The organism is Isoptericola aurantiacus (assembly GCF_044769875.1).
Classification (GTDB): domain Bacteria; phylum Actinomycetota; class Actinomycetes; order Actinomycetales; family Cellulomonadaceae; genus Isoptericola; species Isoptericola aurantiacus.
Map to the genome: position 1 here is coordinate 273,096 of NZ_JBJBAE010000002.1, position 20,492 is coordinate 293,587.

Genomic DNA, 20,492 nt, shown 5'->3' on the forward strand with positions numbered 1-20,492 from the left:
CCGCTGCTCAGGCGCTCCGGGACGGCGGCACGTTGAGGTTGCCGCGGAACAGGTTCTGCGGGTCGTAGGCGGCCTTGACCTGGGCCAGGCGGGTGCCCGTGCGCCCGGGGTAGGCCTCCGCGAGCAGCGCCGGGTCGCCGTCGGGGACGAAGTTCACGTAGGCGCCCGGCCGGCCGGCGCGGATCCGGTCGGCGAGGTCGCCCACCCACCCCGTGTGCTCGTCGGCCTGCTCGGGGGTCGGTGCGGCCGCCAGGACCGCGCCGGTGAGCACGGCGTCGCGGTGCGCGAACGCGGTCGCGTCCTCGGCGACGTCGGCCACGGCGCCGCCGAGCACGCGCAGCTGGACGGCCCGCATCGGCGCGGTGCCGGACTCCAGGGCCGCCACGAGCTCGGACGCGACGGCCTCGTCGAGGTCGTCGGCGAAGAACGAGCGCAGCCGCGTGGCGAAGGGCGGTCCCTCGGGCCCCTCGAGCAGGCCGAGGTAGGGACCGGTCCGGACCAGGTCGGCCAGCACCCCACCGGCGTCGGCGCCGATCGCGCGCAGCGGGGCCACTGCGGACTCCGCGGCGTCGGGTGCTCCGGACCAGCAGAGGTTGACCAGACAGATCAGCCGCCCGTGGACCTCGGGCGGCAGGAACGGCATGGGCGGGGCCACCATCACCATGACGACGGCGGCCAGCTCGCGGGGCGCCTCCCGCAGCGCGGTGATCACGCCGGCGACGGACGCGGCGGTGGCCGCCAGGACGAGCGGCCCGCCGACGATCTCGCCCTGCGCGTGCAGGTCGAAGGTGAGGCGGGTGACCACGCCGAGATTCCCGCCACCGCCGCGCAGCCCCCAGAACAGGTCGGGGTGCTCGCGTGAGTCGGCGTGCAGGGTCTCGCCGTCGGCGGTGACGACCTCGGCGGACCGCAGGGAGTCGACGGTCATGCCGAGGCGGCGGGACAGGAACCCGACGCCGCCGCCCAGGGTGATGCCGGCGACGCCGACGGTGCCGGTGTCCCCGAAGGGGGTGGCCAGCCCGTGCTCGGCCGCCGCCGCTGTGTAGGACGCCGCGGTGACGCCGCCGCCGGCGGTCGCGGTGCGGGTCGAGGGGTCGATCGTGACCGCGTCGAGCCCGCGCAGGTCGAGCACGAGCGCGCCGTCGTGCCGGCCGCGCCCCAGCGCGGAGTGGCCTCCGCTGCGGACCACGAGCTCGACGTCGTGCTCCCGGGCGAACCGGATCGCGCGGGCCACGCCGCCGGCGTCGGCAGGGCGGACGACGGCGCCGGGCGTGGATCGCACGCCGCCCGCCAGGATCTGCTGGGCGGCGTCGAAGCCCGCGTCCGCGGGGGCGAGGACGAGCGCGGCCCCGTCGGCGGCGGCCCGCAGGGCGGTGTGGTCGAGCGTGAGGGACATGTCTTCCTCCGGGGGAGCGCAGGGGAGCGGGGGACCTCTGGTGGACCATCGGGCGGGGGCGTTCTCATCGGAGCCGGCGCACGCCGCACCGTCGACGAGCACAGCGTCGGACCTCCACCACGCCCGAGGTCGAGGGTCCCGGCATCGGGGCGGATGAGTACGCTCACGCTCATGACTGTCGACGACGTGCGCGTGATGATCCTCAACGGCCCCAACCTCGGGCGGCTCGGTGTCCGTGAGCCCGAGATCTACGGGCACGCCTCGATGGCGGACCTGGAACGGGAGGGGGCCGGTTGGGGGAGCGCGTTGGGGCTGCAGGTCGAGGTGCGCCAGACCGACGACGAGTCCGAGCTGGTCGGCTGGTTGCACGAGGCGGTCGACACCCGCGCGCACGTGGTGCTCAACCCTGCTGCCTTCACCCACTACAGCTACGCGCTGCGCGACGCCGCGGCCCAGGTGACGTCGTCGGGGCTGCTGCTGGTGGAGGTCCACCTGTCCAACCCGGCCGCGCGGGAGTCGTTCCGCCACTACTCGGTGGTGGCAGGGATCGCCACCGGCACGGTGGCGGGCTTCGGGTTCGACTCCTACCGACTGGCGCTCGAGGCCGTGAAGAACAAGATCTGAGACTGGATACGGTCGTATCTAGTGCAGAGGCTTGATCCATTCTTATCAAGTCCCTATGATTGATACATGATCGTCATGACCGTGGACCAGCGCGCCAGCACCACCCGGGGCGACCTGGTGCCCCAGGTGCTCGAGCTGCTGGCCCGACGGACGCACGCTCGCGACGGCGCGGCCGTCACCGGGCTCGAGCGGCCCTTCGAGCGCACGGTGGGCGACGAGGTGCAGGCCGTGCTCGCCGGTGAGGACGGTGCCCGGTTGGCTGTCGACGTCGCCGCCGACCTGCTGCGCGACGGCGGGTGGACGGTCGGCGTGGGGGTCGGGGCGGTGGACCAGCCCCTGCCGCCGTCCTCGAGGGAGGCCGCCGGGCCCGCCTTCGTCCGGGCCCGTGCCGCCGTCGAGCAGGCCAAGGGTCGGGGGAGTGCCGTGCCGCTCGCCGTCGTCGGCTCCGACGACGAGCCGGCCGCCACCATCAGCGCGGACGCCCAGGCGTTGCTGCGGCTCCTGGGTGCGGTGGCCGCGCGTCGCTCCGACGCCGGGTGGGAGGCGGTCGATACGCTCGCGGCGCACACGGGGTCGAACGCGCCGCAGCGGGCCACGGCCGAGGCGCTCGGGGTCAGCGAGCAGGCCGTGAGCCAGCGGTTGCGCACGGCGCTGTGGGCCGAGGAGTCCGCGACACGGCCGCTGGCCGCCCGGCTCCTGCGGGCGGCCGACACCGCGGCCACCGCGCGCGACACGGACGACGAGGAGAGCGTGGATGAATGAGGTCCTGGCGGGCGTGCTGGTCGCCGTGGCGGCACTGGCGGTCAGCGTCGCTGCGGGGTCCTGGCTCGTGCCGCTCGTCCTGCGGCACGCCGAGTCCGAGGTGCAGGCCCGGGCGGAAGCCCTGGCCGTGCTGGGCAACGGCACCTGGATCGGCCTGCTGGAGCGGTTCGCGATCACCGGGACGGTCCTGGCCGGCTATCCCGAGGGTGTCGCCGTCGTCGTCGCGGTCAAGGCGCTGGGACGCCTGCCGGAGCTGCGGGAGCACCCGGTGGCGGGGGAGCGGTTCGTCGTCGGCAGCCTCGCCTCTCTGGTGTGGGCAGCCTCTCTCGGCCTGGCGGGCCACGCACTCCTGGTCTCGCTGTAGACTGTGCCGGGCCGTTCTGCGGCTTTCACCCGACCCCGAGACCTGCCGAGGACGTACAAGAACGTGGCTACCTCCAACGACATCAAGAACGGCACCGTGCTCCGCATCGACGGTCAGCTCTGGTCGATCCTCGAGTTCCAGCACGTCAAGCCGGGCAAGGGTGGCGCGTTCGTCCGCACGAAGATGAAGAACGTGCTCTCGGGCAAGGTCGTCGACAAGACCTTCAACGCCGGCGCCAAGATCGAGACGGCCAACGTCGACCGCCGCGACTACCAGTACCTGTACATGGACGGCGAGGACTTCGTCTTCATGGACACCGACACCTACGACCAGATCCCGGTCCAGCCGGGCACGGTCGGCGACGCGAAGAACTACATGCTCGAGGGCATGAGCGTCATGATCGCCCAGAACGAGGGCACGCCGCTGTACATCGAGCTGCCGTCGTCCGTGGTGCTGGAGATCACGTACACCGAGCCGGGCCTGCAGGGCGACCGCTCCACCGGCGGCACCAAGCCCGCCACCCTCGAGACCGGCGCGGAGATCCAGGTCCCGCTGTTCCTCGAGCAGGGCACCAAGGTCAAGGTCGACACCCGCGACGGGTCGTACCTGGGCCGCGTGAACGACTGACGTGGGCGCACGCACGAAGGCACGCCGGCGCGCCGCCGACATCCTGTTCGAGGCCGAGCAGCGCGGCGTCGACCCGCTGGTCCTGCTGGCCGACCGGGTGATCGAGCCGCACCACGAGGCGTCCGTCCCGCAGTACTCCGTCGAGCTCGTGGAGGGTGTGGTCGCGCACCGCGAGCGCATCGACGAGCTGCTGGAGACCTACTCGCGCGAATGGACGATCGCCCGCATGCCCGCCGTCGACCGGGCGCTGCTGCGCGTCGGTGCCTTCGAGCTGCTCTACAACGACGACGTCCCCGACGTGGTCGCCGTGGACGAGGCGGTCGACCTGGCGCGCGCGCTGTCGACCGACGAGTCCCCGGGTTTCGTCAACGGCCTGCTCGGCCGGCTGCTCGAGATCAAGCCCACCCTGCTCGACTGACCGCCCCGTTCGAGCGTTCGAGCGTTGTGGGCATGAAATATGCGGCCCTGCCACCCGGCAGGGCCGCATATTTCATGCCCACAACGCTCGCGGGGGCGGTTGTGACGCAGGCGACGCCCAGCATGCGGTCCTGCGGGCGTGGCACGCCGGCTCACGGGCTAGGGTGGGCCGAGACAGACACCCTTTAATCCCGTCCCGTGAGGCGGACAAGGAGTCCCGTTGAGCACTGAACCTGCCCTGCCCGCAGCACCCGGACCGGACGGCACCGTCGTCCTCGGCGCGAGCGACGTCGCACGCGCCCTGACCCGCATCGCCCACGAGATCGTCGAACGCTCCAAGGGCGCCGGCGACGTGGTCCTGCTGGGCATCCCCACCCGCGGCGTCCCGCTGGCCCGCCGGCTCGCCCAGCGCCTGGCGCAGATCGACCCCGACTTCGACGCCGAGGCCTGCACCGGCGAGCTCGACGTCACGATGTACCGCGACGACCTGCACCGCCAGCCGACCCGCGCCGTCGGCGTCACCCGCCTGCCGCAGGCCGGCATCGAGGGCCGCACGGTCGTGCTGGTCGACGACGTGCTCTTCTCCGGACGGACCATCCGGGCCGCCCTGGACGCCCTGGGCGACCTCGGCCGGCCCCGCGTCGTGCGGCTGGCCTGCCTGGTCGACCGCGGCCACCGCGAGCTGCCCATCCGCCCCGACTTCGTGGGCAAGAACCTGCCCACGGCCCAGGCCGAACGCGTCCGCGTCCGCCTCGGGGAGGTCGACGGCGACGACGACGCCGTGGTGATCTCCGGCCGGGACGCCGACGCGACGCCGGGGGGAGCGCGATGAAGCACCTGCTGTCCACGGCGGACCTGAGCAAGGACGAGGCCGTGCTGCTGCTGGACACGTCCGCGCAGATGGCCGCCACCCAGTCCCGCGAGATCAAGAAGCTGCCCACGCTGCGGGGCCGCACCGTGGTCAACCTGTTCTTCGAGGACTCCACGCGCACGCGGATCTCCTTCGAGACCGCCGCCAAGCGGCTGTCCGCCGACGTCATCAACTTCTCCGCCAAGGGATCGAGCGTCTCCAAGGGCGAGTCGCTCAAGGACACGGCGCTGACCCTGCACGCCATGGGCGCCGACGCCGTCGTCGTGCGGCACTGGGCCTCCGGTGCGCCCTACCAGCTCGCCAACGCCGGCTGGCTCGACGCCGCGGTCCTCAACGCCGGCGACGGGACCCACCAGCACCCCACCCAGGCGCTGCTGGACGCCTACACGATCCGCCGGCACCTGGCCGGGCGCGGCGGCGGCCTGCACGCCGGGGCACCCGACGGCGTCGGTGCCGACCTGGCCGGCCTGAAGGTGGCGATCGTCGGCGACGTGCTGCACTCCCGGGTGGCGCGCGCCAACGTCGCGCTCCTGCACACCCTGGGCGCGCAGGTGACGCTGGTGGCCCCGCCCACGCTCGTGCCCGTCGGGGTGGAGGCCTGGCCGTGCCAGGTCTCCTACGACCTGGACGCCACGCTGGACGGGTGGCGCCCCGACGCCGTGATGATGCTGCGCGTGCAGCGCGAGCGGATGTCCGGCGGGGCCGGAGCGTTCTTCCCCAGCACCCTGGAGTACACGCGCTACTACGGGCTCGACGCGCGGCGGCTCGGCATGCTGGACGACCACGCGATCGTCATGCACCCCGGCCCGATGAACCGTGGTCTGGAGATCTCCGCCGAGGCGGCCGACTCCGACAGGGCGGTCATCGTCGAGCAGGTCGCCAACGGCGTCGCGGTGCGCATGGCGGCCCTGTACCTGCTGATGGCCGGGGACACCTCGGCGGAAGGGAGCGACCTGTGAGCACCGACGCCACCCGCTACGTCCTGCGAGGGGTGCGACCGCTGGGCGGCGACCCCGCCGACGTCGTCCTGGCCGACGGCGTGATCACCGGCATCACCGCCCCCGGGGCCGCCGCGGTCGACGGCGCCGAGGTGATCGACGCGGCCGACCACGTCCTGCTCCCGGGGCTGGTGGACCTGCACACCCACCTGCGCGAACCCGGCCGCGAGGACGCCGAGACGGTCGCCTCCGGGACCCGCGCCGCCGCCGCGGGCGGGTTCACCGCCGTGCACGCCATGGCCAACACCTCACCGGTGGCCGACACCGCCGGCGTCGTCGAGCAGGTCCGCCGGCTGGGGGACCAGGCCGGCTGGGTCGACGTCCACCCCGTCGGGGCCGTGACCGTCGGGCTCGCCGGCGACCGCCTCGCCGAGCTCGGGGCGATGGCCGACTCCGCGGCGCGCGTGCGCGTCTTCTCCGACGACGGCAAGTGCGTGTCCGACCCCGTGCTGATGCGCCGGGCCCTGGAGTACGTCAAGTCGTTCGACGGCGTGGTCGCCCAGCACGCGCAGGAGCCCCGCCTGACCGAGGGCGCCCAGATGAACGAGGGCGTCGTGTCCGCCGAGATCGGGCTGACGGGCTGGCCCGCGGTGGCCGAGGAGGCGATCATCGCCCGCGACGTGCTCCTGGCCGAGCACGTCGGCTCCCGGCTGCACGTGTGCCACCTGTCCACCGCCGGGTCGGTCGAGATCGTCCGCTGGGCCAAGTCACGCGGGATCGACGTCACGGCCGAGGTGACGCCGCACCACCTGATCCTGACCGACGACCTGGCTCGCACCTACGACCCCGCCTACAAGGTCAACCCGCCGCTGCGCACCGCCGCCGACGTCGAGGCCGTGCGGGCCGGGCTGGCGGACGGCACCATCGACATCGTGGCGACCGACCACGCCCCGCACACCCGCGAGGACAAGGACTGCGAGTGGGGAGCGGCCGCGTTCGGCATGACCGGGCTGGAGACGGCGCTCGCCGTCGTGCAGGCCACGATGGTCGACACCGGACGCCTCGGCTGGAGCGACGTCGCCCGCGTCCTCTCGGCCACGCCCGCCCGGATCGGCCGTGTCGACTCCGGGCCGCACGCGCAGGGCCGCCCGATCGCCGAGGGCGAGCCGGCGAACCTGACCCTGCTCGACCCGGCCGCCACCCGCACCGTCTCCGGCGCCCAGCAGGTCACGGCCAGCGCCAACACCCCGTTCGCCGGGCGGGAGCTGCCCGGCCGCGTGGTCGCGACGTTCCTGCGCGGCCGCGCCACCGTCCTGGACGGCGCCCCGGTACCGGCCGGCGGGACGGTGAGCGCCCGATGAACCTCCCCGTCCCCGTGGCCGTCGGCATCTGGGTCGCCCTCGGGCTCGTGCTGCTGCTCCTCGTCCTGACGGGTCGCCGCCGGCTGGCCACGCGCACCCGCCGGGTGGTGCCGGCGCCCCCCGCCCCGCCCGAGGCCGAGGGCGCGCTCGGTGCGACGCTCCTCGGCCCGGTCGAGGCCACCTACGTCTCCAGCACCCTGTCCGGCGACTGGCTCGCCCGGGTCGGCGCGCACGGGCTCGGCGACCGCAGCGCCGCCGAGGTCACCGTCTGGTCCGGCGGCGTCGTCGTCGACCGCGCCGGCGGGACACCGCTGCTGGTCCCCGCCGCCGCGCTGCGCGACGTCGGCACCGCGCCCGGCATGGCGGGCAAGTACGTCGGCCGCGACGGCCTGGTCGTGCTCACCTGGGAGGTGCCCACCGACGGCGCCACCGACGCCGTCGTGCTCGACACCGGGCTGCGCACCCGCTACCGCGCCGACACCCCGCGTCTGCTCGAGACAGCTCGCAGTCTGCTCACGCCGAGCGCCCCGCCCCACCCGTCCACCCCGACCACGAAGGACACGAAGTGACCTCCAGCACCAGCACCGACCCGGCGGTCCTCGTCCTCGAGGACGGCACCGTCGTGCGCGGCGTCGCCTACGGCGCCCGCGGCTCCAGCGTCGGCGAGATCGTCTTCTCCACCGGGATGACCGGCTACCAGGAGACCCTCACCGACCCGTCCTACCACCGCCAGATCGTGGTGATGACCGCGCCGCACGTCGGTAACACCGGCATCAACGCGGACGACCCGGAGTCCCGTCGCATCTGGGTGGCCGGCTACGTCCTGCGCGACCCGGCCCGGCGCGCGTCCAACTGGCGCTCCACCGGCGACCTGGGTGACGAGCTCGCCGCCCAGGACGTCGTCGGCATCGCCGAGGTCGACACCCGGTTCCTCACGCGCCACCTGCGCGAGCTGGGCGTCATGCGCGCCGGCATCTTCTCCGGCGACGCCCTGGTCGTGGACGGCGCCGAACGCGCCACCGCCGACCTGGTCGCCGAGGTCAAGGGCGCACCGCCCATGGCCGGCGCCGACCTGGCCCGCGAGGTCAGCACCACGCAGCCCTACACGGTCGAGCCCAGCGGAGAGTTCGCCGGCGCCGACCCGGTGGCGACCGTCGTCGCCGTCGACCTCGGCATCAAGGCCATGACGCCGGCGCGGCTCGCCGAACGGGGCGTCCGGGTGCACGTGGTGCCGCAGTCGTCCACGTTCGCCGACGTCGAGGCCCTGCTGCCCGCCGACGGGCCGGCCGGCGTGTTCTTCTCCAACGGCCCCGGCGACCCCTCGGCCGCCACCGCCGAGATCGACCTGCTGCGCGAGGTGCTCGACCGCCGCATCCCGTTCTTCGGCATCTGCTTCGGCAACCAGCTGCTCGGCCGGGCCCTCGGCTACGGCACCTACAAGCTCGGCTACGGCCACCGCGGCATCAACCAGCCCGTGATGGACCGCACCACCGACAAGGTCGAGGTCACCGCCCACAACCACGGGTTCGCCGTCGACGCCCCCGTGGACGCCGTCAGCACCGCCCCGCACGACGACCGGCGCGAGGACGACGTCCGGTACGGCCGGGTCATCGTCAGCCACCTCGGGCTCAACGACCAGGTCGTCGAGGGGCTCACCGCGCTCGACCTGCCGGCGTTCTCCGTGCAGTACCACCCCGAGGCCGCCGCCGGACCACACGACAGCGCCTACCTGTTCGACCGCTTCATCGAGCTCATGACCACCCGCGAGCCCGTGACCGTGCCCGCCGAAGCCCTGGACGCCCTGGCCGCCCCCGGCGCCACGTCCGGCGAGAAGGAGAACTGATGCCCCGCCGTTCCGACCTCTCCTCCGTCCTGGTCATCGGGTCCGGCCCGATCGTCATCGGCCAGGCCTGCGAGTTCGACTACTCCGGCACCCAGGCCTGCCGCGTGCTCAAGGAGGAGGGCCTGCGCGTCATCCTGGTCAACTCCAACCCGGCCACGATCATGACCGACCCGGAGTTCGCCGACGCCACCTACGTCGAGCCGATCAGCCGCGAGGTGCTTACCTCGATCATCGCCAAGGAACGCCCCGACGCGCTGCTGCCCACCCTCGGCGGGCAGACCGCCCTCAACGCCGCCATCGAGCTGCACGAGGCCGGCGTCCTGGACGAGTACGGCGTCGAGCTCATCGGCGCCAACATCCCCGCCATCCGCAAGGGCGAGGACCGCGAGCAGTTCAAGGGCGTCGTCGAGATCTGCGGCGGCGAGTCCGCCCGCTCGAAGATCATCCACACCGTCGACGAGGCGCTCGCGGCCGCCGAGGACCTCGGCTACCCCATGGTCGTGCGTCCGTCGTTCACGATGGGCGGCCTCGGCTCCGGCCTGGCCTACGACGAGACCGACCTGCGTCGCATCGTCGGCCAGGGCCTGCACTACTCGCCGACCACCGAGGTGCTCCTGGAGGAGTCGATCCTCGGCTGGAAGGAGTACGAGCTCGAGCTCATGCGCGACCGCGACGACAACGTCGTGGTGGTCTGCTCGATCGAGAACGTCGACCCGGTCGGCGTGCACACGGGCGACTCGGTCACGGTGGCGCCGGCCATGACGCTGACGGACCGCGAGTACCAGAACCTGCGCGACATCGGCATCGCCGTCATCCGTGAGGTCGGCGTCGACACCGGCGGCTGCAACATCCAGTTCGCCGTCGAGCCCGACACCGGGCGCGTCGTGGTCATCGAGATGAACCCCCGCGTGTCGCGGTCCTCGGCGCTGGCCTCCAAGGCCACCGGGTTCCCGATCGCGAAGATCGCCGCCAAGCTGGCGGTCGGCTACACGCTCGACGAGATCCCCAACGACATCACCCAGGTCACCCCGGCGAGCTTCGAGCCGACGCTGGACTACGTGGTGGTCAAGGTGCCGCGGTTCGCCTTCGAGAAGTTCCCGGCGGCCGACGACACCCTGACGACCACGATGAAGTCCGTCGGCGAGGCGATGGCCCTGGGCCGCAACTTCACCGAGGCGCTCGGCAAGGCGCTGCGCAGCATCGACAAGGGCGGCGTGGACTTCCACTGGACCGGCGAGGCGCCCGCGGGCGACGAGCTCGCGGCGCTGCTGGACGAGATCCGTCGCCCCACCGAGCTGCGGCTCGTCGGCGTCCAGCAGGCGCTGCGCTCCGTCGTCGCCGGGCACGCGACGCTCGAGGACGTCTTCGAGGCCACCAAGATCGACCCGTGGTTCCTCGACCAGATCCTGCTGATGAACGAGGTCGCCGCGGCCACGGCGGCGTCGGAGACGCTCACGGCGGACGTCCTGCGCCGCGCCAAGCGGCACGGGCTGTCCGACGTCCAGGTGGCAGCGCTGCGCGGCATGGGTCCGGGCGGGGAGGCCGCCGTCCGCGAGGCGCGGCACGCCCACGGCGTGCGCCCGGTCTACAAGACGGTCGACACCTGCGCCGCGGAGTTCGCGGCGGCCACGCCGTACCACTACTCCTCCTACGACACCGAGACGGAGGTGGCCCCCCGCGAGCGCGAGGCGGTCATCATCCTCGGGTCGGGCCCCAACCGGATCGGGCAGGGCATCGAGTTCGACTACTCGTGCGTGCACGCGGCCCTGACGCTCAAGGGCACCTACGAGACCGTCATGATCAACTGCAACCCCGAGACGGTCTCGACCGACTACGACACCTCGGACCGGCTGTACTTCGAGCCGCTGACGTTCGAGGACGTGCTGGAGGTCTACCAGGCCGAGCTCGCCGCGGGCCCGGTCAAGGGCATCATCGTCCAGCTCGGCGGCCAGACGCCGCTCGCGCTGGCCCAGCGGCTCGCGGACGCTGGCCTGCCGATCCTGGGCACCAGCCCCGAGGCGATCGACGCGGCCGAGGACCGCGGGATCTTCGGCCAGGTGCTGGCCGACGCCGGGCTGCCGGCCCCCGCCTTCGGCACCGCCCGCTCGCTGGGGCAGGCCACCGAGGTCGCCGAGCGCATCGGCTACCCGGTGCTGGTGCGCCCCTCCTACGTGCTCGGCGGGCGCGGCATGGAGATCGTGTACTCCGCCGACCAGCTCACGGGCTACGTCGAGCGGGCGCTGGAGGCCGCCGCCGCACAGGCGCTGACCTCGCGCGCCCCGGGCACGCTGCCCGCCCCGCTGCTCATCGACCGGTTCCTCGACGACGCGATGGAGATCGACGTCGACGCCCTGTACGACGGGGACGAGCTCTTCCTCGGCGGGGTCATGGAGCACATCGAGGAGGCGGGGATCCACTCGGGCGACTCCGCGTGCGTGCTGCCCCCGGTCTCGCTGAGCGAGGCCGAGATCGAGCGCATCCGCCGCTCGACCGAGGCGATCGCGCGGGGCGTGGGCGTGCGCGGTCTGCTCAACGTCCAGTACGCCCTGGTCTCGGACGTGCTCTACGTGCTGGAGGCCAACCCGCGCGCCTCGCGCACGGTGCCGTTCGTGTCCAAGGCGACGGGGGCGTCGCTGGCCAAGGCGGCGGCGCGCATCATGGTCGGCGAGTCGATCGCTGACCTGCGCCTCGACGGCGTGCTCCCGGCCGAGGGGGACGGCGGCACGCTCGACCTGGGCGCCCCGCTGGCCGTCAAGGAGGCGGTCCTGCCGTTCAAGCGGTTCCGCACCGCCGAGGGGCACGTGGTCGACACCGTCCTGGGTCCCGAGATGCGTTCCACCGGCGAGGTCATGGGGTTCGACAAGGACTTCCCGCACGCGTTCGCCAAGTCGCAGACGGCGGCCTTCGGCGGGCTGCCGACGGCGGGCACGGTGTTCGTCTCGGTGGCCGACCGCGACAAGCGCTCGATCGTCTTCCCGGTCAAGCGGCTGGCGGACATCGGGTTCGAGATCCTCGCCACGGCGGGCACGGCCCAGGTCCTGGCGCGCAACGGGATCGCGGCGACCCCGGTGCGCAAGTACTCCCAGGGCGCGGGGGAGTCCGGGGAGCCGACGATCGTGGACCTCATCACGGCCGGCAGGGTCGACCTCGTGGTGAACTCCCCGTCGGGCCAGGGCGCCCGCGCGGACGGCTACGAGATCCGGGCCGCCACGACGGCCGCGGACCGCCCGATGGTGACCACGGTCGACCAGCTGGCGGCCGCGGTGCAGGGCATCGAGGCGGTGCGCGGCGGGCCGTACGACGTCGCCAGCCTCCAGGAGCACACCGCCGCGACCGTGGCGCGCCGCGCGGGCGAGGCACCGCCGCAGGCCGGGCCGCCCGCCCCGGTGCCGGCGGTCGCCACGGAGGTGCTCACGTGAGCCTCGCCTTCGGCGCTCGCCTCGCCGCCGCGATGGACAGCCTCGGTCCGCTGTGCGTGGGCATCGACCCGCACGCCGAGCTGCTGACGGCCTGGGGGCTGGACGACGACGTGAGCGGGCTGCGGGAGTTCTCGCTGCGCGTGGTGGAGTCCCTGGGCGGCCGGGTCGCGGCGTTCAAGCCGCAGGCGGCGTTCTTCGAGCGCCACGGCGCGGCGGGTCTGGCCGTCCTGGAGGAGGTCCTGGCGGCCTCGCGTGCGGCCGGGACCCTGACGGTGGTGGACGCCAAGCGCGGTGACATCGGCTCGACGATGGCCGGGTACGGCGACGCGTTCCTGGCGGACGGCTCCCCGCTCGCCGGGGACGCGGTGACGGTGTCGCCGTACCTGGGCTTCGGGTCGCTCGGGCCCGCGCTGGAGCGGGCCGCCGCGTCGGGGCGCGGGGTGTTCGTGCTGTGTCTGACCTCCAACAAGGAGGGGCACGAGGTGCAGCACGCCGTGGGCGCCGACGGGGTCAGCGTGGCGGCGTCGATCGCCGCGCAGGCGGCCGTGCTCAACAGCGGCGCCGCGCCGATGGGTTCGGTGGGCCTGGTGGTCGGGGCGACGGTCGGCGACGCGGTGCGCGCCACCGGCACGGACCTGGAGGCCGTCAACGGGCCGCTGCTCGCGCCGGGTGTCGGGGCGCAGGGCGCCGGCGCGGCCGAGCTCGCCGAGGTCTTCGGCGCGGCCCGCTCGCAGGTGCTGGCGTCGTCGTCGCGCGGCGTGCTGGCGGCCGGCCCGGACCCGGCGGGCCTGCGCCGGGCGGCGGGGGACGCCGTCGCGCAGGTCCGTGGCGCGCTGCGCGGGGCACGCTGACCTGTGCTCGCGCCGGGTCCGCGCGACCCGGTGCCGGCACCGACCGGGACACCGGGTCGTCCGGTACGGGCGACTACGGGGCGATTGTCCCGCGCCGACGGGTGGTCTTTCTCGCAGACGGGCCCCCAGCGATTGCCGCTTGCGCAGGTCGTGGCTACTTTCGAGGGAGCAGTACCCCCTATCGGCTCGACGAAGCAGGTGACTTGCGTGGCTCTTCCTCCCCTCACCCCGGAGCAGCGTGCGGCGGCCCTCGAGAAGGCCGCCGAGGCGCGGCGCGTCCGGGCGGAGATCAAGAACCGTCTGAAGTACTCCCAGGGCTCGCTCAAGGAGGTCATCGAGCAGGGCCAGAAGGACGACGTCGTGGGCAAGCTCAAGGTCGTCTCGCTGCTCGAGTCGCTCCCCGGAGTCGGTAAGGTGAAGGCTCGGGCGATCATGGAAGAGATCGGGATCGCCGAGACCCGTCGGGTCCGCGGCCTGGGGCCGCACCAGGCCACGGCGCTGATCGAGAGGTTTGGCTGAGATTTCCGCACCATCCGCCGGCGTGCCGGCTCCCCGTGGCCCCCGTGACGACGACGACGCGGCCCGCGGCCCGGCGCGGCTGACGGTGCTGGCCGGACCCACCGCGGTCGGCAAGGGCACCGTCTCGGCCGACATCCGCGCGCGCTACCCGCAGGTCTGGTTGTCGGTGTCGGCCACCACCCGACCCCCGCGCCCGGGAGAGGTGCACGGCGTGCACTACCTGTTCGTGCAGCCGGAGGAGTTCGACCGCATGGTGGCGGCCGGCGAGATGCTGGAGTGGGCCGTCGTGCACGGTCGGCACCGGTACGGCACTCCGCGCGGCCCGGTGGTCGAGCACCTGGCGGCCGGTCGGCCCACGCTGCTCGAGATCGACCTGCAGGGCGCGCGGCAGGTGCGCGACGCGGTGCGGAACAGCTCGCTGGAGGCCCAGTTCGTCTTCCTGTCCCCGCCCAGCTTCGAGGAGCTGGTGCGGCGGCTGGTGGGCCGGGGCACCGAGGACGCGGCCGAGCGTGAGCGGCGTCTGTCCACCGCACGCGTCGAGATGGCCGCGGAGGCCGAGTTCGACGTGACGATCGTCAACGACGACGTCACCCGGGCCACCGACGAGCTCGCCCGGCTGCTGGGCGTGGACGAGACGGGCGCCACTCGCACCGCATCGCAGGCAGCGCGCTGACGGCGGGTAGGATGGTCTGTCGATACCCCTGATGACTTCCCGGTGGCCACCGCCACCGGTCCGTACGTCTGCTTGGAGTGACACACATGGCCGGAACCGTGCCCCAGCCCATCGGCATCACCGACCCGCCCATCGACGACCTGCTGCAGCACAGCGAGTCCAAGTACGGCCTGGTGCTGTACGCGGCCAAGCGCGCGCGGCAGATCAACGCCTACTACTCCCAGCTCAACGAGGGCCTGCTGGAGAACGTGGGACCGCTCGTCGAGACGCGCAACCAGGAGAAGCCGCTGTCGATCGCGATGCGCGAGATCAACGAGGGCCTGCTCACCGCGGAGCCCGCGGCCGAGCCGGTCGACGTGCCGCTGCGGGTCTCCGCGGACGAGGCCGCCGGCGAGGAGCCGTCGGCCTCCGAGCACGTCGTGGGCGACGAGATCGTCTGACCTGCGCGCTGCGCCGATGAGGATCCTGCTGGGGGTCGGCGGAGGGATCGCCGCGTACAAGGCGGTGCTGCTGCTGCGCCTGCTGCGCGAGCAGGGCCACGCCGTGCGGGTCGTGCCGACGGCGGCCGCGCTGCGGTTCGTCGGCGCGCCCACGTTCGAGGCGCTGTCGGGAGAACCGGTCACCACCGAGGTGTTCGACGACGTGCCGGGCGTGCAGCACGTGGCCCTCGGCCGCGGCGCGGACCTGGTGGTGGTGGCCCCGGCGACGGCGGACCTGCTGGCGCGTGCCGCGTCCGGTCGCGCCGACGACCTGCTGACCTCGACGCTGCTGACGGTGAGCTGTCCGGTGGTGATGGCCCCGGCGATGCACACCGAGATGTGGGAGCACGCCGCGACCCGGGCCAACGTGGCCACGCTGCGCGCGCGGGGCGTGCACGTCGTCGACCCCGACAGCGGGCGCCTGACCGGTGACGACTCGGGTCCGGGCCGCCTGCCGGAGCCCGAGGAGATCGCCCGCGTCGCGCTGGAGGTGGCGGCGCGGTCCGGGCCGCCGTCGTCGCCGGACCTGGCAGGCCGGCACGTGGTGGTCTCGGCCGGGGGGACGCGGGAGCCCATCGATCCGGTGCGGTTCATCGGCAACCGCTCCAGCGGCCGCCAGGGTGTCGCCCTGGCCTCGGCGGCGCGTGACCGCGGGGCCCGCGTGACGCTGGTCGCGGCGAACCTCGAGGCCGCCTCGACGCAGCCCCTGGTCGCCGCGGGTGTCGAGGTGGTCGACGTCTCCAGCACCCGCGAGCTGCGTGAGGCGGTGCGCGCGGCCGCGGCGGACGCCGACGCGGTCGTCATGGCCGCCGCGGTGGCGGACTTCCGTCCGGCGCAGGTGCCGGGGGCCAAGATCAAGAAGGTGCCGGGCGGGTCGCCGGCCGCGATCGAGCTGGTGGAGAACCCGGACGTGCTGGCCGAGCTGGCGGCCCGCCGGGTGCGCGCGGGTCAGGTGGTGGTCGGGTTCGCGGCCGAGACGGGCGACGCGACCGGCAGCGTGCTGGACCACGGCCGGGCCAAGGCGCGTCGCAAGGGCGCCGATCTGCTGGCGGTCAACGAGGTGGGCGAGGCGGTGGGCTTCGGCACCGACGTCAACGAGGTGACCGTCCTGGACGCCCAGGGCGCGACGGTCGCGAGCGCGGCCGGGACGAAGCGCCAGGTGGCGGACGGTCTGTGGGACGCGGTGGCGAAGATCCTGTCCGACATGTGAGAAGTTCTCACCATGCGAGACGATTTCGGGTGAGGGGTGCGCTCCGCAGCGCCGCGCGGTCGTAGGGTGGTCCCCATGACCGATGCGCTGCGCCTGTTCACCTCCGAGTCCGTGACCGAGGGCCACCCGGACAAGGTGTGCGACCAGATCTCCGACGCGATCCTGGACGCCCTCATCGCGCAGGACCCGCGGGCGCGGGTGGCGGTCGAGACCATGGTGACCACGGGCCTGGTGCACGTCGCCGGGGAGGTCACCACCGAGGACGCCTACGTCGAGATCCCGCAGATCGTGCGCGAGGTGGTCCGTGGCATCGGCTACACCTCCTCGGCGATCGGGTTCGACGGCGACTCGTGCGGGGTCTCGGTCTCGATCGGCCAGCAGTCGCCGGACATCGCCCAGGGCGTGGACACGGCGCTGGAGCGACGCACGCGCGCCGACGACGTGGACCCGCTGGACGGCCAGGGCGCCGGCGACCAGGGGCTGATGTTCGGCTACGCCACCGACGAGACCCCGACCCTGATGCCGCTGCCGGTCTTCCTGGCGCACCGGCTCGCCGAACGGCTGTCCGACGTGCGCCGGACCGAGGAGGTCGTGGGCCTGCGGCCGGACGGCAAGACGCAGGTCACGGTGGGCTACGACGGCGACCGGCCGGTGCGCCTGGACACCGTGGTGCTGTCCACCCAGCACGACGCCGACATCGAGCAGGACAAGCTGGCCCGGGAGATCGCCGACCACGTGGTCGAGCCGGTCGTGGGGCTGGTGGCCGCGGAGATCGGTCTGGACGTGGCCGCGGCCAGCCTCATCGTGAACCCGACCGGGAAGTTCGTGGTCGGTGGGCCGCAGGGGGACGCCGGCCTGACGGGGCGCAAGATCATCGTCGACACCTACGGCGGCATGGCCCGCCACGGCGGGGGCGCGTTCTCCGGCAAGGACCCCTCGAAGGTGGACCGGTCGGCGGCCTACGCGATGCGCTGGGTGGCCAAGAACGTGGTGGCCGCGGGTCTGGCCCGCCGTTGCGAGGTCCAGGTGGCCTACGCCATCGGCCGGGCGCACCCCGTGGGCCTCTACGTCGAGACGTTCGGGACCGCCACCGTGGACCCGGCGCGGATCGAGGCCGCGATCCGCGAGGTCTTCGACCTGCGGCCGGCGGCGATCATCCGCGACCTGGACCTGCTGCGCCCGATCTACGCCGCGACCGCCGCCTACGGGCACTTCGGCCGCGAGCTGGACGCCTTCACCTGGGAACGTACGGACCGTGTCGACGCGCTGCGCGCCGCCGTCTGACGCGTGGCGAGCACCCGGTCGCCCCGCGGGTCGGTGGTCCGTGGTTGCATAGCGCCGTGACCACCCACGACGAGCCCGAGCAGCCCGCGCTGCTCGGGCTCGACGACGTCCCGGCCCCCCGGTCGGGCCGGCGTGCCCGCCGGCCGAGGGGCCCCGTCCCGCCGGCGGACGTCGACCCGGTGGCCCGGGTGGTCCTGGACCTGGCGCCGGCGCACCTGGACCGCGAGTACGACTACCTGGTGCCGGCCACGATGGCCGACGACGCCGTGCCCGGGGCGCGGGTGCGCGCCCGGTTCGGGGCGCAGGAGGTCTCGGGGTTCGTGGTGGCCCGCACCGCCTCCTCCGACCACGAGGGCCGCCTGGTGCCGCTCAAGCGGGTGGTCTCGCCCGACCCGGTGCTGTCCGCCGAGGTGCTCGCCCTGGCCCGGCAGGTGGCCGAACGGTACGCCGGGACGCTCTCGGACGTGCTGCGGCTGGCCGTGCCGCCGCGGCACGCCCGCGTCGAGGCCGAGGTCCTCGGCTCCCTGGACCCGGCGGCCCCGACCGCCCCGGCCCAGCCCACGGGCGAGGGCTTCGCGGGCACGTGGACGCCGTACCGGGGCGGGGACGCGTTCTGCCGACGGGTGCTCGCCGGGCAGGCGCCGCGGGCGGTGTGGAGCCCCCTGCCGGGCCTGGAGACCGCCCCGGGCGGCGACGGTGCCGCGGGCACGCCGCACTGGGCCGCCGCCGTGACGCAGGCGGTGCGCGCGAGTCTCTCGGGGGGCCGCCGTGCTCTGGTCGTGGCCCCCGACGCCCGGGACGTCGAGCGCCTCGCGGCGGCGCTGGCGGCGGCGGGGGTCGACGACGTCGTGCGGCTGCAGGCCGACGACGGGCCGGCCCCGCGGTACCGGGCCTTCCTGCGCGCCCGGCACGGGCTGGCCGCGGTGGTGGTCGGCACCCGGGCGGCGATGTTCGCCCCGGTGCCCGACCTGGGGCTGGTGGTGCTGTGGGGCGACGGCGAGGAGACGCTGACCGAGCCCCACGCCCCGTACCCGCAGGTGCGCGAGGTGCTGGCGCTGCGCTCCGAGGCCGCCGGGGCGGCGTTCCTGCTCGCCTCCCCGGGCCGTACGGTGCAGGCGCAGGCGATGCTCGCACGCGGCTGGGCCGCCGAGATCGCGGCACCCCGCGAGGTGCTGCGCGCGCGGGCCCCGCGCGTACGTGCCCTGACCTCGGTCGAGCTGGCCCGCGAGGGACCCGGGGCGGCCGCCCGGCTGCCCACGGCCGCCTGGCGGGCCGCCAAGGACGCCCTGACCCACGGCCCGGTGCTCGTCCAGGTGCCCCGCACCGGCTACCTGCCGGTGGTGGCCTGCGCCGCCTGCCGCACGGCCGCGCGCTGCGCGCACTGCCACGGCCCGCTGGGCCTGCACGGAGCGGGCTCGATCCCGCAGTGCACGTGGTGCGGGCGGCTGGCCGGAGGATGGCGCTGCGACGAGTGCGGTCACGACCGGGTGCGGGCGGTCCGGGTGGGGTCCGAACGCACCGCCGAGGAGCTCGGGCGCGCCTTCCCCGGCGTGCCGGTGCGGGTCTCGGCCTCCTCGGCGCCCGGCGGGGTCCTGGACACCGTGCCGGCCGCGCCCGCGCTGGTGGTGGCCACCCCCGGTGCCGAGCCCGTCGCCGCGGACGGCTACAGCGCGGCGCTGCTGCTCGACGCCGCGACGTCGACCGCGGGCACCTCGCTGGCCATGGCCACGAGCGCGCTGCACCGGTGGCTCGCCGCGGCCGCCCTGGTGCGGCCCGGCCCGGCCGGTCAGGTCCTCCTCGTCGGGGACGCGGCACCGGCCCCCACCGGAGCGCTGGTGCGCTTCGACCCCTCGGGCCTGGCCGAACGGGAGCTGGCCGAGCGGCGCGAGCTCGACCTGCCGCCCGCCGTGCGCGTCGCGGCCGTGACCGGTCAGGCCGACGCCGTGCGCGCCGTCGTCGACCGGGTCGACCTCGCCACCGGCGACTCCGTGCTCGGTCCCGTCGACCTGCCCGACGACGGCCGGCGGTTCGAGGCGTCCGTGCGCGTCGTGGTGCGCGTCCCCCTGGCCCACGGGGTCGAGCTCGCCCGCCAGCTGCGCGCCTCGATGGCCGTGCGATCGGCCCGTCGCGAGGGCGGTACCGTCCGTGTCCAGCTCGACCCCGCGGAGATGCTCTGATGACCGACCCCGTCCCGCAGCGCCCCACGGCGCCGCTCCCCGACGGCACCGTCGACGCCGTGCTCTTCGACCTGGGCAACGTGCTGGTCGGCTGGGACCCGTACGGGGCGTTCGCCGGCCTGGACCGCGCCGAGGTCGACGCCTGGATGACCGAGGTGGACTTCGCCCGCTTCAACCGGGCCCAGGACGCCGGCCGCAGCTGGTCCGACGCCGTCGCCCACCTGCAGGTCACCCGCCCGCACCTGGCAGGGCTCGCCGAGCACTACGCCCGCCGGTACCGCCGGACCCTGACCGGACCCGTGCCCGGCGCGGCCGACGTGGTGGACGAGCTCGACGCCGGGGGCGTGGCGCTGTACGGGCTGACGAACTGGGCCGCGGACACCTACCACCACGCCGAGCCCGCGGCGCCCGCCATCGGCCGCCTGCGCGACGTCCTGGTCTCCGGCCGGGTCGGCCTGGCCAAACCCGACCCCGAGATCTTCCGCCTCGCCGCGTCCCGCTTCGACCTGCGGCCGCAGCGCACCGTGTTCGTCGACGACACCGCCGCCAACGTCGAGGCGGCCCGCGCCGTCGGCTTCCGCGCCGTGCACTTCACCGGCACGCCCGCCCTGCGCACGGCGCTCGCCGACCTCGGGCTCCCCGTGACCAGGCCTCCGGCGACGCCGCAGCACGGGTGA

The 20,492-nt window shown here is 74.3% G+C and carries 20 protein-coding genes; 19 read left to right on the forward strand and 1 reads right to left on the reverse strand.

What is annotated here, in order from left to right:
* Window positions 1-7 precede the first annotated feature (7 nt).
* Window positions 8-1,396, reverse strand: a complete 1,389-nt coding sequence (locus ACIQLL_RS08025; RefSeq protein WP_402465247.1) for an FAD-binding oxidoreductase — start codon at window positions 1,394-1,396, stop codon at window positions 8-10.
* Between the two features lie 171 nt (window positions 1,397-1,567).
* On the opposite strand from ACIQLL_RS08025, the gene ACIQLL_RS08030 reads away from it, so the two are divergent.
* The 19 genes from ACIQLL_RS08030 (at window position 1,568) to ACIQLL_RS08120 (ending at window position 20,492) form a co-directional block, all read left to right on the forward strand.
* Window positions 1,568-2,020, forward strand: coding sequence for a type II 3-dehydroquinate dehydratase (locus ACIQLL_RS08030; protein WP_402465250.1), 453 nt, complete (start codon window positions 1,568-1,570; stop codon window positions 2,018-2,020).
* Between the two features lie 66 nt (window positions 2,021-2,086).
* Window positions 2,087-2,782 (forward strand): hypothetical protein, encoded by a 696-nt coding sequence (locus ACIQLL_RS08035; RefSeq protein WP_402465253.1) that lies wholly within the window; start codon window positions 2,087-2,089, stop codon window positions 2,780-2,782.
* Window positions 2,775-3,146 (forward strand): hypothetical protein, encoded by a 372-nt coding sequence (locus ACIQLL_RS08040; RefSeq protein ID WP_402465256.1) that lies wholly within the window; start codon window positions 2,775-2,777, stop codon window positions 3,144-3,146. The genes ACIQLL_RS08035 and ACIQLL_RS08040 overlap by 8 nt, the downstream gene beginning before the upstream one ends.
* Window positions 3,147-3,209: 63 nt before the next feature.
* Entirely contained in the window at window positions 3,210-3,773 is a 564-nt protein-coding gene (efp, locus tag ACIQLL_RS08045) for an elongation factor P (RefSeq protein WP_402465258.1), read from the forward strand.
* 1 nt (window position 3,774) lies between these two features.
* Window positions 3,775-4,191, forward strand: coding sequence for a transcription antitermination factor NusB (gene nusB, locus ACIQLL_RS08050; protein WP_402465261.1), 417 nt, complete (start codon window positions 3,775-3,777; stop codon window positions 4,189-4,191).
* A gap of 219 nt (window positions 4,192-4,410) precedes the next feature.
* Window positions 4,411-5,022 carry a bifunctional pyr operon transcriptional regulator/uracil phosphoribosyltransferase PyrR gene (gene pyrR / locus ACIQLL_RS08055; RefSeq protein WP_402465264.1) on the forward strand — a complete coding sequence of 204 codons (612 nt, stop codon included), beginning with the start codon at window positions 4,411-4,413 and terminating at the stop codon, window positions 5,020-5,022.
* Window positions 5,019-6,020: an aspartate carbamoyltransferase catalytic subunit gene (locus ACIQLL_RS08060; protein ID WP_402465265.1), complete on the forward strand. Its 1,002-nt coding sequence runs from the start codon at window positions 5,019-5,021 to the stop codon at window positions 6,018-6,020. Before pyrR ends, ACIQLL_RS08060 begins: the two co-directional genes overlap by 4 nt.
* The gene (locus ACIQLL_RS08065) at window positions 6,017-7,360 is read left to right on the forward strand and encodes a dihydroorotase (protein ID WP_402465268.1); all 1,344 of its coding nucleotides are present in this window, start codon (window positions 6,017-6,019) and stop codon (window positions 7,358-7,360) included. Before ACIQLL_RS08060 ends, ACIQLL_RS08065 begins: the two co-directional genes overlap by 4 nt.
* Window positions 7,357-7,929, forward strand: a complete 573-nt coding sequence (locus ACIQLL_RS08070; RefSeq protein WP_402465269.1) for a PH-like domain-containing protein — start codon at window positions 7,357-7,359, stop codon at window positions 7,927-7,929. The genes ACIQLL_RS08065 and ACIQLL_RS08070 overlap by 4 nt, the downstream gene beginning before the upstream one ends.
* The gene (gene carA / locus ACIQLL_RS08075; protein ID WP_402465272.1) at window positions 7,926-9,203 is read left to right on the forward strand and encodes a glutamine-hydrolyzing carbamoyl-phosphate synthase small subunit; all 1,278 of its coding nucleotides are present in this window, start codon (window positions 7,926-7,928) and stop codon (window positions 9,201-9,203) included. The genes ACIQLL_RS08070 and carA overlap by 4 nt, the downstream gene beginning before the upstream one ends.
* Window positions 9,203-12,622 carry a carbamoyl-phosphate synthase large subunit gene (gene carB, locus ACIQLL_RS08080; RefSeq protein ID WP_402465275.1) on the forward strand — a complete coding sequence of 1,140 codons (3,420 nt, stop codon included), beginning with the start codon at window positions 9,203-9,205 and terminating at the stop codon, window positions 12,620-12,622. Before carA ends, carB begins: the two co-directional genes overlap by 1 nt.
* Window positions 12,623-12,654: 32 nt before the next feature.
* On the forward strand, window positions 12,655-13,473 hold the full coding sequence (gene pyrF / locus ACIQLL_RS08085) for an orotidine-5'-phosphate decarboxylase (RefSeq protein ID WP_402466270.1): 819 nt from the start codon (window positions 12,655-12,657) through the stop codon (window positions 13,471-13,473).
* Window positions 13,474-13,680: 207 nt separating this feature from the next.
* A complete protein-coding gene (mihF, locus tag ACIQLL_RS08090; RefSeq protein WP_402465277.1) occupies window positions 13,681-13,992 on the forward strand; it encodes an integration host factor, actinobacterial type in 312 nt (103 codons plus the stop codon).
* A gap of 22 nt (window positions 13,993-14,014) precedes the next feature.
* A complete protein-coding gene (gene gmk, locus ACIQLL_RS08095; protein WP_402465280.1) occupies window positions 14,015-14,665 on the forward strand; it encodes a guanylate kinase in 651 nt (216 codons plus the stop codon).
* Between the two features lie 86 nt (window positions 14,666-14,751).
* Window positions 14,752-15,105 (forward strand): DNA-directed RNA polymerase subunit omega, encoded by a 354-nt coding sequence (gene rpoZ / locus ACIQLL_RS08100; RefSeq protein WP_402465283.1) that lies wholly within the window; start codon window positions 14,752-14,754, stop codon window positions 15,103-15,105.
* A gap of 16 nt (window positions 15,106-15,121) precedes the next feature.
* A complete protein-coding gene (gene coaBC, locus ACIQLL_RS08105; RefSeq protein ID WP_402465286.1) occupies window positions 15,122-16,354 on the forward strand; it encodes a bifunctional phosphopantothenoylcysteine decarboxylase/phosphopantothenate--cysteine ligase CoaBC in 1,233 nt (410 codons plus the stop codon).
* Window positions 16,355-16,429: 75 nt separating this feature from the next.
* On the forward strand, window positions 16,430-17,638 hold the full coding sequence (gene metK / locus ACIQLL_RS08110) for a methionine adenosyltransferase (protein WP_402465289.1): 1,209 nt from the start codon (window positions 16,430-16,432) through the stop codon (window positions 17,636-17,638).
* Between the two features lie 56 nt (window positions 17,639-17,694).
* Entirely contained in the window at window positions 17,695-19,815 is a 2,121-nt protein-coding gene (locus ACIQLL_RS08115) for a primosomal protein N' family DNA-binding protein (protein ID WP_402465292.1), read from the forward strand.
* Window positions 19,815-20,492 carry an HAD family hydrolase gene (locus ACIQLL_RS08120; protein ID WP_402465294.1) on the forward strand — a complete coding sequence of 226 codons (678 nt, stop codon included), beginning with the start codon at window positions 19,815-19,817 and terminating at the stop codon, window positions 20,490-20,492. The genes ACIQLL_RS08115 and ACIQLL_RS08120 overlap by 1 nt, the downstream gene beginning before the upstream one ends.

Coding starts and splice junctions, on each gene's coding strand:
- ACIQLL_RS08025 (WP_402465247.1), bottom strand. CDS start 1,396: ATGTCCCTCACGCTCGACCACACCGCCCTGCGGGCCGCCGCCGACGGG.
- ACIQLL_RS08030 (WP_402465250.1), top strand. CDS start 1,568: ATGACTGTCGACGACGTGCGCGTGATGATCCTCAACGGCCCCAACCTC.
- ACIQLL_RS08035 (WP_402465253.1), top strand. CDS start 2,087: ATGATCGTCATGACCGTGGACCAGCGCGCCAGCACCACCCGGGGCGAC.
- ACIQLL_RS08040 (WP_402465256.1), top strand. CDS start 2,775: ATGAATGAGGTCCTGGCGGGCGTGCTGGTCGCCGTGGCGGCACTGGCG.
- ACIQLL_RS08060 (WP_402465265.1), top strand. CDS start 5,019: ATGAAGCACCTGCTGTCCACGGCGGACCTGAGCAAGGACGAGGCCGTG.
- ACIQLL_RS08070 (WP_402465269.1), top strand. CDS start 7,357: ATGAACCTCCCCGTCCCCGTGGCCGTCGGCATCTGGGTCGCCCTCGGG.
- carB (WP_402465275.1), top strand. CDS start 9,203: ATGCCCCGCCGTTCCGACCTCTCCTCCGTCCTGGTCATCGGGTCCGGC.
- pyrF (WP_402466270.1), top strand. CDS start 12,655: ATGGACAGCCTCGGTCCGCTGTGCGTGGGCATCGACCCGCACGCCGAG.
- rpoZ (WP_402465283.1), top strand. CDS start 14,752: ATGGCCGGAACCGTGCCCCAGCCCATCGGCATCACCGACCCGCCCATC.
- coaBC (WP_402465286.1), top strand. CDS start 15,122: ATGAGGATCCTGCTGGGGGTCGGCGGAGGGATCGCCGCGTACAAGGCG.
- metK (WP_402465289.1), top strand. CDS start 16,430: ATGACCGATGCGCTGCGCCTGTTCACCTCCGAGTCCGTGACCGAGGGC.
- ACIQLL_RS08120 (WP_402465294.1), top strand. CDS start 19,815: ATGACCGACCCCGTCCCGCAGCGCCCCACGGCGCCGCTCCCCGACGGC.